At 70.4% G+C, this 15,361-nt stretch carries 13 protein-coding genes and 3 pseudogenes; 10 read left to right on the forward strand and 6 right to left on the reverse strand.

What is annotated here, in order from left to right; translation table 11 throughout:
- Positions 1–107 precede the first annotated feature (107 nt).
- From R2S09_RS38905 to R2S09_RS38920, 4 genes and pseudogenes are all read right to left on the reverse strand, one after another.
- Positions 108–299, reverse strand: a pseudogene (locus tag R2S09_RS38905) (IS256 family transposase); the annotation flags it as partial.
- Positions 242–1,330 carry a transposase gene (locus tag R2S09_RS38910; RefSeq protein ID WP_316745956.1) on the reverse strand — a complete coding sequence of 363 codons (1,089 nt, stop codon included), beginning with the start codon at positions 1,328–1,330 and terminating at the stop codon, positions 242–244. The gene R2S09_RS38910 and the pseudogene R2S09_RS38905, both read right to left, overlap by 58 nt.
- 54 nt (positions 1,331–1,384) lie before the next feature.
- A complete protein-coding gene (locus R2S09_RS38915; protein ID WP_306191078.1) occupies positions 1,385–1,747 on the reverse strand; it encodes a glycosyl hydrolase family 28 protein in 363 nt (120 codons plus the stop codon).
- Positions 1,741–2,328, reverse strand: a complete 588-nt coding sequence (locus tag R2S09_RS38920; protein WP_316745940.1) for a hypothetical protein — start codon at positions 2,326–2,328, stop codon at positions 1,741–1,743. The genes R2S09_RS38915 and R2S09_RS38920 overlap by 7 nt, the downstream gene beginning before the upstream one ends.
- Before the next feature lie 574 nt (positions 2,329–2,902).
- Here R2S09_RS38920 and R2S09_RS38925 point away from each other — a divergent pair.
- The 7 genes and pseudogenes from R2S09_RS38925 to R2S09_RS38955 all read left to right on the forward strand — a co-directional run bounded on the left by R2S09_RS38925 (position 2,903) and on the right by R2S09_RS38955 (position 11,108).
- Complete coding sequence (locus R2S09_RS38925) at positions 2,903–3,916, forward strand: hydroxyacid dehydrogenase (RefSeq protein ID WP_316745942.1); 1,014 nt, start codon at positions 2,903–2,905, stop codon at positions 3,914–3,916.
- Between the two features lie 406 nt (positions 3,917–4,322).
- Positions 4,323–5,417, forward strand: a complete 1,095-nt coding sequence (locus tag R2S09_RS38930) for a LacI family DNA-binding transcriptional regulator (RefSeq protein ID WP_316745944.1) — start codon at positions 4,323–4,325, stop codon at positions 5,415–5,417.
- A 93-nt stretch (positions 5,418–5,510) separates the two neighbouring features.
- Positions 5,511–7,101, forward strand: a pseudogene (locus R2S09_RS38935) (family 43 glycosylhydrolase).
- Between the two features lie 582 nt (positions 7,102–7,683).
- Positions 7,684–7,923, forward strand: a pseudogene (locus tag R2S09_RS38940) (Rid family hydrolase); the annotation flags it as partial.
- Between the two features lie 418 nt (positions 7,924–8,341).
- The gene (locus R2S09_RS38945) at positions 8,342–8,800 is read left to right on the forward strand and encodes a sigma-70 family RNA polymerase sigma factor (RefSeq protein ID WP_316745958.1); all 459 of its coding nucleotides are present in this window, start codon (positions 8,342–8,344) and stop codon (positions 8,798–8,800) included.
- Positions 8,801–8,825: 25 nt separating this feature from the next.
- Positions 8,826–9,509, forward strand: a complete 684-nt coding sequence (locus tag R2S09_RS38950) for a hypothetical protein (RefSeq protein ID WP_316745948.1) — start codon at positions 8,826–8,828, stop codon at positions 9,507–9,509.
- 714 nt (positions 9,510–10,223) lie between these two features.
- Positions 10,224–11,108 carry a DUF3152 domain-containing protein gene (locus R2S09_RS38955; protein WP_316745950.1) on the forward strand — a complete coding sequence of 295 codons (885 nt, stop codon included), beginning with the start codon at positions 10,224–10,226 and terminating at the stop codon, positions 11,106–11,108.
- Between the two features lie 61 nt (positions 11,109–11,169).
- Here the strand turns inward: R2S09_RS38955 and R2S09_RS38960 are convergent, their stop codons facing one another.
- Positions 11,170–11,661 carry a nuclear transport factor 2 family protein gene (locus R2S09_RS38960; protein ID WP_306191070.1) on the reverse strand — a complete coding sequence of 164 codons (492 nt, stop codon included), beginning with the start codon at positions 11,659–11,661 and terminating at the stop codon, positions 11,170–11,172.
- Positions 11,662–12,038: 377 nt separating this feature from the next.
- Here R2S09_RS38960 and rpmG point away from each other — a divergent pair, with 377 nt between their 5' ends.
- From rpmG to R2S09_RS38975, 3 genes are all read left to right on the forward strand, one after another.
- Positions 12,039–12,203 carry a 50S ribosomal protein L33 gene (gene rpmG, locus R2S09_RS38965; RefSeq protein ID WP_306191069.1) on the forward strand — a complete coding sequence of 55 codons (165 nt, stop codon included), beginning with the start codon at positions 12,039–12,041 and terminating at the stop codon, positions 12,201–12,203.
- A gap of 263 nt (positions 12,204–12,466) precedes the next feature.
- Entirely contained in the window at positions 12,467–12,589 is a 123-nt protein-coding gene (gene ykgO, locus R2S09_RS38970; protein ID WP_306191068.1) for a type B 50S ribosomal protein L36, read from the forward strand.
- Between the two features lie 192 nt (positions 12,590–12,781).
- Positions 12,782–13,258 (forward strand): SRPBCC family protein, encoded by a 477-nt coding sequence (locus R2S09_RS38975; RefSeq protein ID WP_316745953.1) that lies wholly within the window; start codon positions 12,782–12,784, stop codon positions 13,256–13,258.
- Positions 13,259–13,657: 399 nt separating this feature from the next.
- Here R2S09_RS38975 and R2S09_RS38980 read toward each other — a convergent pair whose 3' ends face one another.
- Complete coding sequence (locus tag R2S09_RS38980; protein WP_306191066.1) at positions 13,658–15,091, reverse strand: MFS transporter; 1,434 nt, start codon at positions 15,089–15,091, stop codon at positions 13,658–13,660.
- Positions 15,092–15,361 lie beyond the last annotated feature (270 nt).

The following is a 15,361-nucleotide window of genomic DNA, read 5'->3' on the forward strand; positions in this document are numbered from 1 at the left end:
GACTGACCCCGACAACAACACCGGCGTTGATACCGGCGGTGACACCGGCTGCCGAAGCCTGCGCCGTGGGTCTGTCAAACGAGCGGTGTAACTGGGGTAGTTGATGGTTACTGACGGGCCGCTGAGAGTCGGCCGTCGAAGGTGATGTCGAAGGCGTTCAACGCGGTCTTCCAGCGCATGGTCCAGCGGGCCTGGCCCTTGCCGGTGGGGTCGAGCGACATGATCGCCATGTAGACGCACTTCAGGGCGGCCTGCTCGTTCGGGAAGTGGCCGCGGGCCTTGACCGCTCGCCGGTCTCGGCATCGTCGACGGTGGCGTCCGTCGTCTCCACATCGGTGATCACATGGGGTCCATCCGGCTCACAGGTCTCGGTCAGGTGGGTCTTGAAACCGCACCAGCCCGAGCCCCGCTTCATGCCATAGCGGGCGTCGAGGTCATAGGGCGAGGACAGCCGATGTCTGGCCGGCGGGAGGTCCTTCCCCTCCCGCCGGCGCACCCCCTCACCATCGCGGTGGTACTGCTCGACCCAGGCCCGGCGCAGGACCTCAACGGCAGGGATCTGCCGAAGCCACCCCGGGGCGGTGGGGCTGAAGACGGCCTCCAGGACAGTGAAGCCGTCCCGGCCGACCTGCTCAGCCCACTCCTGGCGCACGTTCTCGCCCTTGAGGAAGCGGTAGGAGTCGATCCGGGCACCGTAACGCTCGACCCAGTCGGCCGTGACCTGGCCTGCCAGCCACTGCGAGGCCGCCGCGGCCGGCGCCTCCAGTGCCGCGCACAGGGTCTCGCCGACGAACTCCATCCGGTTCAACAACCGCACCGATGCCAGGACATGAGTGGAGTCCGTCCGCTGCCGACCGCCTGCCCGCAGTAGCCCGAGTCCGCAGATCCGCTCCAGGATCAGGTCCAGAACCCTCTCCTCCAGGCCGTGCTCGATCAGCCGGGCACGGAAGTCGCCAAGGACCGTGAAGCCGAACCCCGGATCGCCCAGTTCCAGGCCCAACAGGAACTTCCAGTCCATCCGGGCGCGCACCTGATCGGCGGCCTGCCGGTCACTGAGCCCTTCCGCGAACTGCAGCACCGAGACCAACGCCAGCGCCCCGGGCGAGACCGCCGGGCGAGACCGCGCCGGAAACGCCTGGGCAAAGGACGCGTCCTCGAACAGCGGGCCGAGTGCCTCACGGACACGGATCGCCAGCGTTCCTTTCGGGAACGAGGCACGCACCACCCGCGCGGTCAGCTCCGGCACCCCGACATCGCGCCGCGACTCCAGCGACACCCGACCCCCTTGATCGACGACAAGCCGATCCTGACAGTCCAGGCCATCCACCATCACCGGTTTGCGGATTTCCCAACGGAGTCCTTCACGGGGGAGCACTGCGCAAGATCAAAGGTAGATGGCGACGCAGTCGTCGGAGGTGCGCAGGAAGCAGCCGTCGAGGACGACCGAGCTGCTGGAGAAGATGTCGATGCCGTCGCCGTTGCCACGGGAGCTGAACCCGCGCAGCTTGCGGATGTGGACGTTCTCACTCTCGCCGAGGGTGGTGACGTATCCGCCCCTCGGGTTCAGGACGATGACGTCCTCGACGCGGATGTTCTTGCTGCCCTCGCAGAGGATGCCGTTGTACGGGCTGGCGATCACACCGCGGCCGGTGACGGCGGCCCTCTCCACGTCCTTGAAGTAGACCTGCGCGGTCAGCACGGCGCCGCCGGCCAGGTAGAGGGTCTTGCCGCTGGGGACGTTCAGCACATTGCCGGTGACGGCATGGACGCCGGGCCGAAGTACAGGACGTCCGGGTCGTCTGCGGAGGGTGGGGCGGGGTCCATGTGGTTGGTGACGACGTGCAGACAGTCGAAGATCTCGTCGTTGATCTGCACGACGGCGTCGTGCGGCTCGTCGAGGGTGAAGCGCAGGGTGTCGCCGAGCAGTTCGGGCTTGATGCCCAGCGCGTCCGGCCGCACCCGGGCCTTGGTGGTGCCGCCCTTGAGGTACGTCACCTCGATCTCGGCCGAGCCCTGGAAGTCGAAGTACACCATCGACGAGTTGTAGACCTTGCCGGAGCCGGTGGTGGGGTTGATCTCCTCCAGCTGCGGCCGCCAGATGTCGAGCGTCTGCCAGTCTCCGTCGGGTGCGGTGCGCACCCGCACCTTGAAGCTGGTGTTGGTCGGCATGCCGGCGGGCAGCGGGTAGGTGACCAACTTTGGTGCCGCCTGGTCGGCGCCCGTCGCGTCGGCCCGGGCGGCGGTGCCGGTGACACCGGTCAGGCCGGCCGCGAGGACGGTGGCGCCCGCCGCCTGGAGGGCGGTTCTGCGGGACAGGGGCGTGTTCATCGGGATCCTTTCGAGGAAACCAAACCCCGCCTTGGAGGCGGGGGAAGAATGGGACCCCTGCGGAGCAGGGCAGACAAAGCCGGTTCGCCGTCAGGGCTGACCGGCGTCGGCCACCGACGATCCACAGGCGGTCACAAGGCGGTCTGATGTTCGGTGAGCTGTGAGCAGTCGCGTGAGGCGGGCGTTCAACTGCCGCTTCCGGCCGAGCGATGCGCAGACAGCTGACCTGTTGCGCACGTTCGGTCGCGTTCGGCGGACGCCTGCATCACACAACCCACCTCCTGTTCCGGGAAACGAGGGAGAGGGGGAGAGAGGGAAGGAGGGAAAACTGTTAGCAACCGCTTCCCATGGCCGCCTGAGGAGAGGTCCACCTCGGCAATGAGGCGGTCGGCGAGCCGGAAGACGCCCGTCGGGTGACGACACGCCTTCAGACTCCGCGAACCGCCTCCCGGGGGACCCGCTGCAGCGATTGACCGCCCTTCGGCGCGGATATAGCGTAGAAGCCGCTTTCAGAAAATGTTTCTAGCGCGGAGCATCTCAAGCGCGTCCCGCCTCGTCTCACCTCAGGAGGGCCATGCCCAGCGCCCAGTTGCCCAGGGCCGTGTTCGCCATGGATCCGGTGCACCTGCCCCGGCTCTTCCCGCCGCCTCTGCTGGCGCGGCTGCGGCAGACGGCGGAGCTCGACCCCGTGTTCGTCGTGCGGGACTTCACCGACCCCGCCGTCGCCCCGCGGCTCGCCGACGCCGAAGTCCTCGTCACGGGCTGGGGCTGCCCCCGGATCGACGAGGCGGCGCTCGCCGCGGCGCCCCGGCTGAGGGCTGTGCTGCACGCCGCCGGCTCCGTCCGCTCACTGGTCGGCGATGCCGCATGGGAGCGCGGGATCGTGGTGTCCAGCGCTGCCGTGGCCAACGCGCTGCCGGTCGCCGAGTACACGCTCGCGATGATCCTGCTGACCGGCAAGGACGCCTTCACGCTCCGCGAGCGCTTCCGTGCCACGCACGCCCATCCCTCCCCCGCCGAGACCGCGACCGTCGGCAACGTCGGGCGCCGGATCGGGATCGTCGGCGCCTCGCGGGTCGGCCGCCGCCTCCTGGAGCTGTTGCGGCCCTACGACTTCGAGGTGCTGCTCCACGACCCGTACGTGAGCGCCGCGGAGGCCGCGACGCTGGGTGCCCAACCGCTGCCGCTGGAGGACCTGCTGCGCCGAAGCGACATCGTCAGCCTGCACGCCCCCGACATTCCCGAGACCCACCACATGCTCGACCGCACCCGGCTGGGCCTGATCCGGGACGGCGGCGTGCTCATCAACACCTCCCGCGGCGCCCTCATCGATCACCGGCCCCTCACCGAGGAACTGGTCTCCGGCCGCCTGCACGCGGTCCTCGACGTGACCGACCCCGAGCCGCTTCCCGCCGACTCCCCGCTGTACCGGCTGCCCAACGTCTTCCTCACCCCCCACATCGCCGGTTCGCTGGGCAACGAACTGGAGCGCCTCGGCCGCATCGTCGCCGATGAGCTGGAACAACTGGCCGCCGGCCGGCCACTCGCCCACGAAGTACGGCACGCGGACCTGGCACGGGTCGCGTGACAGCGCCCACCGCCCTCGCACCGCCGACCGACGGCACCGCCACCGCGCCCCAATCGCCGGCCGGTGCACTCCAGCGAGGAGGCCGGCGTCACCCGCCAACCGCAGACCGCCGGCCACCCGGGCGCTGCCCGTTCCCAGCCGTCGGCCGCCGACCGCACCCGCCGACGGCGACCACCTTCCACGCGTACGGGCCCGGTCCGTCCAGGGGCCCCAGCCGCCGGGTCCCTGCCGCGCGGCTGGTGTGTGCCGACGGCCACCGTCCGCCCGACCGCTCGTCGAGGGCCGGCGCCCACTTCTGGTTCGGAGCGCGGGGGTCATGGGATACGGTTTCAGCACCGGTGCGGGGCGGGCCACCGGCCACCGCCTCGCTCGGGGACCGGGTCACTACGTCGAAGGAGCCACAGCGGTGAGTCAGCGCAAGGCGCCGGCCGACGCGGGACGGGCGACCATCCGCGACGTGGCGGAGCGCGCGGGCGTGTCCGTCGCCAGCGTGTCGCGCGTGCTGTCCGGCAACTACCCGGTCTCCGACGACCTGCGCCGCCGGGTGATGAAGGTGGTCCGCGACCTGGACTACGTCACCAACGCCCACGCCCGTTCCCTCGCGGGCGGCGGCACCCCCACCGTCGCGATCCTCATCAACAACATCACCGGCGCCGCCTTCGCTCACGTCGCCAAGGGCGTCGAGGGAGCGGCCGCGCTGCGCGGCTGGCTGTCCCTCGTCGGCACCACCGGGGACGACCCGGAGCGGGAACTGGCCCTGGTCAACCTCATGCGCCAGCAGGGCGTGACCGCAGTGGTGCTGCTCGGCGGCGCCTACGACTACGACGAGTACCAGCTGCGCATGGCCCGCTTCGCCCGCTCCCTGGACGCGGCCGGTTCGCACCTGGTCCTGGTCGGCAGGCCGCCGCTGGAGGGTGACGTGCCGGCCACGACGGTCGACTACGACAACGAGGGCGGCGCGTACGCGATGGCCAGCCATCTGCTGTCGGCCGGCCATCGCAGGGTCCTGGTGCTGCCCGGTCCCGCCGGACTGACCACCGCCCAGGTCAGGCTGAGGGCTGCGCGGCGCGCCTTCGAGGCGTACGGCGTGCCCTTCGAGGAGGACCTGGTCCGGCACGGCCCGTACGACGACGAGCACGGGTACGACGCCGTCGAGACGTGTCTGCGCGAGGGCGTGGACTTCACCGCGGTACTGGCGGGGACCGACGTGGTCGCCGCGGGCGCCATGCAGGCGCTGCGCGCGGCAGGCCTGCGGGTGCCCGAGGACGTGTCGATCGTCGGGTACGACGACATCCCGCTGGCCTCGCAGCTGGCGCCGCAACTGACCACCGTGCACGTGCCGTACGAGGAGATGGGCCGGGTCGCGCTGCGCGCGGTGGCCGACCGCCGCGAGGGCGGCACCAGCCGCCGCAGGGGCGGGGACGGCGACCATCTGGTGCTGGGCACCCATGTCGTCGTGCGGGACTCGGTACGCCCGCCGGCGCCGTCCCGGCGCGGCTGACCGAGTGGTCGAGACACGGAACGATCTCGTTACGTAACCGATGGTCGCGATGCGCCGCTACTGGAAGACCGGCGTCACCATGGGAGCCCTCAAGTGACCGTGCTGCACAACCCGGTCCTGCGCGGCTTCGCCCCTGACCCGTCACTCGTCCGGGCCGGCGGCTGGTACTACGTGGCGACCGGCTCGTTCGAGTGGTTCCCCACCATCCCCGTCCACCGCTCCCGCGACCTGGCGCACTGGACCTACGCAGGCCATGTGCGGGGCGCGGTCCCCGGCCACTCGCTGGCCGGGGTCCCGGACTCGGGCGGCGTCTGGGCGCCGTCGCTGAGCTGGGACGGGGAGCGGTTCTGGATGACGTACTCGATCGTCCGCTCGGTCGGCACGCCGTACTTCGACCTGGACTCCTACATCACCACGGCCACCGACGTGGCGGGCGAGTGGAGCACGCCGCGCCGGGTGCCGAGCCACGGCTTCGACCCCGCCCTCTTCCACGACGAGGGACGGTTGTGGCTGCTCAACCTGCAGAACGACCACCGCCCCGGCGGCCGACGCTTCGCCGGGATCGTGGCTACGGAGCTGGACCGGGACACGCTCGCCCCGGTCGGCGACACCCACCTGCTGCTCCAGCACGAGCGGCTGATCGAGGGACCGAAGCTGCTGCGGCGCGGGCGCTGGTACTACCTCGTTCTCGCCGAGGGCGGCACCGGCTACGAGCACGGCGTGCGAGTGGCGCGCAGTCGTCGGCTCACCGGCCCGTACGAGCTGGACGGGCGGCCGCTGCTGACCACGCGGGATGACGCCTCGCTGCCCTTGCAGAAGGCCGGGCACGGCGAGCTGGTCGAGACCCGGGACGGGCAGTGGCTGCTCAGCCATCTGACGGCCCGCCCCCTGCCCACGCCGGGCGGCCCACGTTGCTCCCTCGGCCGGGAGACCGCGATCCAGGCGGTGGCCTGGGATGCGGAGGGCTGGCCCCGGCTGCGGCAGGGGAGCTGGCATCCGGCGGTCGAGGTGGACGTACCGACCTACCCGCGGCGCCCCGAAACGCCCTCGCACGAGGGGACGTTGGGCTGGCCTTGGAGCTCTCCACGCAGTTACCCGGACCCCTCCTGGGCCGGCACCACCCCCCGCCCCGGCTGGATCCGGCTGCGCGGACGGCACGGACCGGAGTCCCGGTGGGCGCACAGTCTGCTCGCCCAGCGCATCACCGAGCACCGGGCGGAGGCCGAAGTGACGGTCGACGCACGGCCGTCGACCTTCACACAGGGCGCCGGTCTGGTGCTGTGGTACGACACGCGGTCGTATCTGGGCCTGCACCTGACCTGGGCGGAGCCCGAGGACGAGGAGCAGCGCGGACAGCAGTGGCGCAGCGCGGGCCGGACGGTGCTGAGCCTGGTCGAGCGGGACGAGGACACGACCCGCCAGGCGGCCCTGGTGGAGGTGGCCCCGGGCACACCGCTCACGCTCGGTTTCACGGTGGACGGCACGGACGCGCGGTTCTGGTACGTGCAGGACGGGGCGCGCACATCCGTCGGGCCCGCGCTGGACTTCAGCCGCTCTCCGACGACCCCGGGGGGGGCGACCGCGGTTCACGGGCGCGATGGCGGGCATCCATGCCTGGGACACGGTCGACACCGCCTTCACGGCGGACTTCACCGGTTTCCGGCTCACGTGCACGCCTCAGTGAACCATCTCCGCGCTGTGCGTAGCCGAACACCGGCACAGATCTTGAACACCACGCCGTTGCGGATCCGCCGGTGGTCTGCTGGCGGCGGCCGGTTCCGGCCCGGGGCATCAGCGGAGTGAGTAACTCCCGCTCCTGGAGGGTGAGTTCATGGCGATGCACAGCCCGTGATAGGGGCGACCCGGGCAACCCGCGAACTTGATGTCTGGGCGCGCGGAGGGGGAGATCGCCATGGATGTCATCGCGGGGGCCGTGGGCTCGCAGATTCTCAGTGCAGCGGTGGCCGCCGTGCTCACCGGGATCGGCACCCTGGTGCGCTGGTTCGTGGCCAAGCGGCTGCCCGCACGTCGCACGTGGCGCTACCTGAACGCAAGCGAGCTCTCCATCGTCCTGGACACCTCCTACATCGACACCGGCCACTACCGGCGACCGGTAGCCGGGCTGGGGCAGGTCCGGGCCCTGTCCGTGCTCGTTCGCTCTCTCACCCACGCCTACCGGGACCTCGACCTGGAGAAGGTCCGCCTCTCGGCACACTTGCCGGGCAGCGAGATGCTCCGATGCCTGGCCGGCGTAGTCTCCGATCGCCGGGCCGTTGAGAACATGCAGGCTGCTCTCGCTGCCGCCGGCGCGTCTCTCCAGGACGTCATCAGCACAAGGGTTCTTGTGGCATCGGCCCGGCAGGAGGACTTGGTGGCTGCCTGGGAGGTGGTCCGAGACTCGTTCGCCGACCACGACGTACCCAGCACCTTGATGGGCGTCACTGTGCTCGGCTACAAGGACCAGCTCGTCGAGATCGAGGCCGTCGCCGCCGTACTCGATTCGTGACGCCCGCTGACACCTCACGGCGGCCGAGCGCCGCGCGGCCTGGACCGGACGTTTCCTTGCGAGCGCCACGAATGCGGGACTGCAGCCGCCTGTCAGGGCGGCTGCCGGCCGACGGAGGCAGCTCGCAGCCACGTCACGGGCCTCCTGCGGCAGGGAACCACCGGCCTCGTGGAGACGGCCCCGCCCCTCGGCTCGCGACCGGTCTCCTGAAGGATCGGACAGAGGTGCACTCTTCCGCGATCGGCCTTCACCGTCCTGCTCGCGCTCCGGGCTCCGGGGCCGAATTTGATCGGCATGCAACCTGGGAGCCGGCCGCCCTCGTATAAGGGGTGTCCGCGTGGCGAGGTCCGACACTGGAGGGTGCTTTTCTGTGACATCTGCTTCCGAACGAGACATACAGTTCACCGAGTTCGTCAGCATGCGCCGTACAGAGCTCGTGCGCGTGGCGGCGCTGCTGCTGTCAGGTGATCACGCCAGGGCGGAAGACGTGGTGCAGATGGCGCTCACCCGCCTGTACCTCGCGTGGCCGAAAGTGCGCCTGGACACGCTGGATGCCTATGTGCGGCGTTGTGTGGTGAACGCGGCGATCGATGACAGGCGCAGTGTGTTCCGCCGCCGTGAGCAGGCGCAGGCGCAGGTGCCCGATGTCGCCACCATCGAGCCCCACTACGCCGACCATGCGACGCTCGTGGCGTTGCTCGCCACTCTGCCTGCGCGTATGCGGGCAGCGGTGGTGCTGCGCTACGTCGAGGGCCTCAGTGTCACGGAGACCGCCAAGGCGCTGAGATGCACCGAGGGCACCGTCAAGAGCCAGAGCGCCCGTGGCCTGGAGCGGCTGCGCGCGATATTCCCCGAGCACGCTCACGAACTTGTCTGAAAACCGTTGAATGGAGGGCTTTGACATGCAAGACATGATCGACGCGTTGGGTGCTCTGCGAGGCACCGGTGCACAGACCCCCGCCGGTGAGGACGCGGTCGCGGCCGACCTTGCCCGCGGACATCGCGCATTGGTCCGCCGGCGCCGGCGGATCGTGGGTGTCGGCGTTGCCGCGGTGGGCGCCGCGACCGCCGTCGCGGTGGCGGTGGTCGGTCCGGTCGGCGAGTCCGGCTCGAGTGTGGCGACGAAGCGGGTGGCACAGCCGTCTGCGTCGTCCGGCCACTCCGGAACCTCGATCGCACTGGAGCTCGCCGCCTACAAGGGCGTCCAGCCGGCTGGTTTCGAGGTCGATACCGTTCCGGCGGGCTGGAGCGTGAGTTCATCGGACGAGTACAGCTTCGTGGCCGTCCCACCCGGCACGGGCAGTCACCACTCCGGTGCCAACTTCATGGACGGCATCGCCGTCTTCCTCCAGGGGGATTCTGTGCTGCCTGACGACTCCCCCGTCACCAAGGTCACCGTCCACGGCAAGGTCGGACAGCTCGGTTTCAGTGATGGAAGGGAAGCCAAGTGGCTGATCTTCCCCGACGCCGCGGGCGACAAGGTCCTCGTACAGGTCCCCACCAAGCTGGGCCTGACCGACGACCAGATCATTCGGTTCGCCCAGGGCATCACGGTCACCAGTCATGCACGCGCGGCGCGTGGCTGACCGTCCGCTCGAAGAGTGATCCTTCCACGCCCTTGCGATGAGCGGGCACCGACGCCCTGGCCGGCCGCGCGGCCTCGCGAGGCCGGTGCGTCGTCGGTCGATCGGGCCCCCGCAAGACCTGTGGGGCCGGCCGGCCCTCGATAGCGGGTCGGCCCAGGGCTCGAAAGGTCGGCCATCCCCGCGATACCCCCAGCGCCTCCATTTGGCGGCGATCGGCCAGGAGCACAACGGGGGGTGCTCGGCCATGCTCTGCGGTCGTGCCCTCGAGGACGAAGGCGCCGAGCCGCTGTTCACGGACGAGGCCCGGGGCGCTGTGGCACCAGGACGGCACGGTAACACGGGCGGGGATCCGGGGCGGCCTGCTGCCCCGGCGGGGTAGGCCGATCCCGGTCAGGCCACGGAACAGGCCGTACTCGGCAAAAGCGGCGCGGCACGCCCGGCCGTTGTCCTTCTCGCGATGACACTTCCGCCCCGGTTGGAGGTGTGACTGCGACCGGGCCTGCCGCGCCGGCGTGACAACAGGCTCATGCCAGCAGAAACGATCAGGCCCGTCGCCGGTCACCTTGGCGCTCGCTGGTGGGCAACCGGATCGCCGTTGCCCTCGGCGCCGGGCAGCACGGACGGTGCCCCGTCCAGGACCGCGGTGGCGTGCGCCCCCTCAGCTTGTGTCGTCACTTCGATCAGAGCAACCGTCCTTGAAAGGCAGGACTCACCGTGGGTCACTCGCGCAAGGCGCGGCCGGCCGGCCGTCGCGGCAGGCGCAGGCGGACGGCACCACGCCGCGGCCGGACCAGCACGGTCACCACGGTTACGTCCGTCGCGCTGGTCGCGGCTGCCGCGGTTGCCGTCTCCGCCTACCGGAACCCGCTCGCCGCTTCTTCCCGCCCGGCGTCGGCGCCGTCCCACATCCACCGTTCCACCGCCTCCCCTGGCCGGCCTGGGCCAGGGGCCACCACTGCGCAGGCGAGTCCGAACGTCTCGGCCACGGCTACCCGTCCCGCTCCATCAGCCAGTTCATCCACGATCTCCATCCCGGCGAAGGGCCCAGGAGTCTTCACCACCGCACCGGCGGCGGGCAGACGTGTCGGCGCAGGTGCGACCGTGCGCCGGTACAGGGTTGAAGTGGAAGACGGGATAGCCCTGTCCGCTCAGCAGGCAGCGCACGAAATCGCTGGAATCCTGGCCGATCCCCGCGGCTGGACGGCCGATGGCATCGACTCCTTTCAGCTGACCGGTTCCGGACCGTACGACTTCGCCGTGAAGATCGCGACCCCGGGCACGGTAGACGCCATCTGCGGCGCCGCGGGCCTCGACACCGGTGGCGAAGTCAACTGCGATGTCGGCGAGGACGTAGTGGTCAATCTGAAACGGTGGGTCCTCGGCTCACCCAAGTTCGATGGTCCTCTGCACGAATACCACGCTTTGATCATCAATCACGAGGTCGGCCACCGCATCGGCCACGGGCACGAGACATGCCCGGGGCCGGGACGGCCTGCGCCGGTCATGATGCAGCAGATCAAGGGTCTCAAGGGATGCATCGCCAACGCATGGCCCTACGACAGCAGGGGCCGTTACCTCAGTGGCCCCGCCGCGCCCTGAACAGCGGCCCGGGCCCCCGTGCCTGCGGGACCCGCATGTACGTCATGCGGCATGTGTGTGCCTACAGGCCATCTCGTTCGGTCTCCTCGATGGCCTGTGGCAGCGACCCGGCAGGCGCCGTCGTGTCGAACGCCTGGGCGACGGCAAGGCTGTCTTCGTAGACGTGGTGCCGGGTGACAAGGCCGTCTTCGACGGTGAGGTGCAAAGCGAACCGAGCACGATAGGCACGTCCGGTGGAGCGGGCGGTCTGACGGATCTCGCCGAGCACGACCGCGTCGCGCCCGTCGACGAGGATGCGCTCGATCTCGGTCGCTGCCTGCCCGGGCACATGGTGCTCGGCGAGCTCGCGGTAGTGGGCGGCGGCATCGGCGCGGGTAGAGCGGTGACGGATCCACGGGGTGGCAGTCCGACCGTGTTCGGCCTCCGGCCAGTCCAGCTTCCAGTCGCCCCGCTCGGCATACAGCTCGGCGATGGTCTCGGGATCGCCCTTGCCGATCCGGCGCAACAGCTCCTCCACGACGGCGCGAGTGGTCGCGGGTGCGGCTGTGGACATGGTTCATCACTCCCGATCCGGCATCCGCGTCCGTCTGACGCGGCGGGATCGGCATTCTTGCCAGCACCGAGAGATCGGTGCCATTACCTCCCGAGTCATGGCACGCGGCCTCGAGATCCGCCCCGTCTCCATCGATCTCTTGTTCGAGTCAGAGCTGGAACCCGCCGCCGTTCCGCCGAGGAAGCAGCCACCGTCGCGGGAGACCACCACGCCGTGTGCCTGGCGCGGCGCACGCACGAGCCGACGGTGAGGGACCGTACGAGGCCACAGCCGAGCGAAGCTCCCCCGCCGGGAATGCGGCGCTGAGCCACCTTGTTGAACGGTGCGGCTGGCATGTTCGAGTCACGCGACTCGCATGGTGGCGAAAGGAGCACCTCATGGCACGCAGCACGTCGCGGCCCGTCGTCAAGCTGACGTCGACCGCAGGCACCGGTGTCACCTATGTGACCCGCAAGAACCGTCTGAACGATCCCGACCGGCTGGTCCTGCGCAAGTACGACCCCGTGGTCGGCGAGCACGTCCTCTTCCGCGAAGAGCGCTGACCTCCGCCTCCGTCACTCCACGACGCAGGCCCCCAGGAAGGAAGCCCCATGAGGCCTGGCATCCGGGCCTCCACCGTCCGGTCGTCCTCCGCAACCGCGCGGCAGGCGTCCAGCCACCCGTCCTGAACCGGCACCTCACGCGTCCTCGACACCCCGGGCCGGGTGGAGCGCCCTCGACCGGCGCTACCGCCACCACCGATCCGGTACGCCACTGCCGGCGGACCCTCGGCGGACCCCCTTCGATCTCCTGAGAGGAGACGGCGATGAAAGTACGCGCGTCACTGCACTCGTTGAAGACCAAGCCCGGCGCCCAAGTGGTGCGCCGGCGCGGCGTGACCTTCGTGATCAACAAGAAGGACCCGCGGTTCAAGGCCCGCCAGGGCTGAGAACCCGCCTCGCCGCAGCCCGTCGGCCCGGCACCGCGCTCGCGGTGCCGGGCCCCTCTGCGTGCGGAGCATCGCCGCACGGCCGGCACCGGCGTCGCGATCGCCGACCCGGGTCTCGCCGGAGCCGTCTTAAGCCAGACGCTCCCCGGGTACCCGGACGCAGCAGTCGAGTGAAGCAACGGAGGCACACTGATGAGCACGGTCAAGGAAACGGTGGAAGTGGACGTCCCAGTCCACACCGCCTACAACCAGTGGACGCAGTTCGAGGATTTCCCGAACTTCATGGAGGGCGTCGAGGAGATCACTCAGCTGGACGACCGCCACAACCACTGGACCACCAAGATCGGCGGCGTGAGGCGGGAGTTCGACACCGAGATCATCGACCAGCTTCCCGACGAGCGCGTCACGTGGCACACGACCAGTGGTGACGTGGGACAGAAGGGAACGGTCCGCTTCCAGCGCGTGGACGACACCCACACCCGGGTCGAACTCGTGATGGACGTCGAGCCCAGCGGAGCCGTCGAGAAGGCCGCGGACTTGCTCGGCACCATTGACCGGCGCGTGAAGGGCGACATGAAGCGCTTCAAGCGCTACATCGAGGAGCGTGGCGCGGAGTCCGGGGCATGGCGCGGACGCATCAAGCCCGGGGACGCGAGCGGCCCCGCCTGACGCCGGACCGTGGGATCCTGCGAGACGGAGCGCGGCATCGAGGCCCGCCAGGTGGCCACGGATATGGCCACCGACGGCGGCACAGCCCTTTCGGCGCCCGCAGCCGGCTGTGAGCCCCCGCACTCCAGCCTTGCGGGCAGCGACCGTCCGCTGGGAGTGCGAGCGTCCAGGTCCCCAGAGGGTCCCCCAAGAATGATCAAGTGGCCGTGCCGGATCACTCCGGCACGGTCACTGACCTGCTGCTTCGCAAGTCGGGACGACAGGATCCGAACCTGCGGCCTCTTGCCCCTCAGACAGCTGAGCTTCCCGGCTGCGGCATGTCCTGTAGCGCCGCACACGGCGCGCCCGTGTGATCGCGCGGATCGACGCTGCTCCGGGGACGTGCCGGCTCCGTCAGGCTCAACGGCGCGGACCCGCGGGCTCCGGCTCGGCGCTGACGGCCGGGAGCGGCGCGGTACGGTGACCGCTGCGCCCCACCGGCACCAGCAGCGCCGCCGACGCCGCTCCCAGGCACAGCAGGGCCAGCAGGGCGAAGCCGTGGGTGTAACCGGAGGCGTACGGCAGGCCGGAGGGCTGAAGGTGACCGGTGACCAGCAGGCTGGTCACCGAGGTGCCGAGGGAACCGCCGATGGTGCGGATATTGGCGTTCATGCCGGTCGCGGCGCCGGTCTGGTCCGCCGGGACACTGCCGACGATGAGGTTCGCCATCGATGCGAAGGCCAGGCCGATACCGAAGCCGAACACGCCGGCGACGAGGGCCACCTGCCACTGCTGGTCGTGCCAGACCGCCAGGAAGCCGCAGGCCAGTGCTCCGAGTCCGGCGCCGGCCATCAGCAGGGTCTTGGCACCGAGGACCGGCTGCAGGCGGCCGCTGAGCACACCCGAGAGGAACATCGCGACCAGCATCGGCAGCATGAGCAGCCCAGCGGCTGTCACGCTCGCGCCGAAGCCGTATCCGGCCCGGGTGGGAGTCTGCACGAAGCCGGGCAGGAAGGACCAGATGGCGTACATGCCGGCGCCGAACAGCAGCGCGGCCGTGTTGGTGGTCCACACCGCGGGCAGCCGCATCACGCGAAGGTCGATCAGCGGCGTGGCGGAGTGGGCCTCCGCGTACACCCACAGGATGAACAGGATGACCGCGGCAGTGAGCAGGCCGGTCACGCGGGCCGAGGTCCACCCCCATGTGCCGGCCTGGCTGACCGGCAGCAACAGGGCCACCAGCCATGCCGACAACAGCCCGGCACCGAGCCAGCTGACTCCTCCCTCGGCCGTGTTGCGGGACTCGGGAATGCAGCGCAGCGCGATCAGCGCGGTGACGGCGACGACGCCGACCGGGATCCAGAACAGCCAGCGGTAGTCGAGCGCGGACACGATAGGTCCGGCCGCCACCATGCCGACGCCGCCTCCGGCGGCGATCACGGCGGACAGGTTGCCGATGCTGCCGGGCACCTCGGCGGGCGCGAACTCGTCCCGGATGATGCCGAAGGACAGCGGGAACAGCGCACCACCGACGCCCTGGACGACACGGGCGACGATCAGCACGCCGATGCTCGGCGCGAGCGCGCCGAGCAGACAGCCGGCGAGCACCGCCAGCAGGACGGCGACGAGCGTGCGCTTCTTCCCGACCAGATCGCCGACCCGGCCGAGGATGGGGGTGAAGACCGAGGCGGACAGCAGATACGCCGTCATCACCCAGGTCGCGGTGGACTGCGAGGTGTGCAGCGCATGCTGGACGGTCGGCAGGGCCGGCGCTATCAGCGACTGCAGCATGGAGAACACGCCCGCACCGGTCGCGAGGACCGCGAAGGTGAGGCGGGTGGACTTGCGGGGCATGAAGGGCCTCTCCGAACGGGGTGCGACCGGTCTGTGCCGCCTCGGTCGCACGGACGCGGTGAAGCATCGGGGCGCATCGGGCTCGCCGACGAGGACGTGGAACGGTCACGGAAAGTGTCGGGCGGACGGGCGATGCGCGCGGCGCGGGCCCGTGCCGGAGGTCGTACAAGAGCGCTGTCGCGGGGGGGGGGGGGGGGGGGGCGGGGCCCCCCCCGGCGCCCCCCCCCCCACCCCCCCCGAAAGAAGGGGACCCACCCCCACAAAAGGGGC

The organism is Streptomyces sp. MK7 (genome assembly GCF_032658145.1).
GTDB lineage: Bacteria > Actinomycetota > Actinomycetes > Streptomycetales > Streptomycetaceae > Streptomyces > Streptomyces spiralis.

Bases quoted from the DNA above. Each gene is read 5' to 3' on its own strand.
- R2S09_RS38975 (WP_316745953.1), top strand. From the start codon at position 12,782: ATGAGCACGGTCAAGGAAACGGTGGAAGTGGACGTCCCAGTCCACACC.
- R2S09_RS38960 (WP_306191070.1), bottom strand. From the start codon at position 11,661: ATGTCCACAGCCGCACCCGCGACCACTCGCGCCGTCGTGGAGGAGCTG.
- rpmG (WP_306191069.1), top strand. From the start codon at position 12,039: ATGGCACGCAGCACGTCGCGGCCCGTCGTCAAGCTGACGTCGACCGCA.
- R2S09_RS38950 (WP_316745948.1), top strand. From the start codon at position 8,826: ATGCAAGACATGATCGACGCGTTGGGTGCTCTGCGAGGCACCGGTGCA.
- R2S09_RS38920 (WP_316745940.1), bottom strand. From the start codon at position 2,328: ATGAACACGCCCCTGTCCCGCAGAACCGCCCTCCAGGCGGCGGGCGCC.
- R2S09_RS38910 (WP_316745956.1), bottom strand. From the start codon at position 1,330: ATGGTGGATGGCCTGGACTGTCAGGATCGGCTTGTCGTCGATCAAGGG.
- R2S09_RS38945 (WP_316745958.1), top strand. From the start codon at position 8,342: ATGCGCCGTACAGAGCTCGTGCGCGTGGCGGCGCTGCTGCTGTCAGGT.
- R2S09_RS38925 (WP_316745942.1), top strand. From the start codon at position 2,903: ATGCCCAGCGCCCAGTTGCCCAGGGCCGTGTTCGCCATGGATCCGGTG.
- R2S09_RS38980 (WP_306191066.1), bottom strand. From the start codon at position 15,091: ATGCCCCGCAAGTCCACCCGCCTCACCTTCGCGGTCCTCGCGACCGGT.
- ykgO (WP_306191068.1), top strand. From the start codon at position 12,467: ATGAAAGTACGCGCGTCACTGCACTCGTTGAAGACCAAGCCCGGCGCC.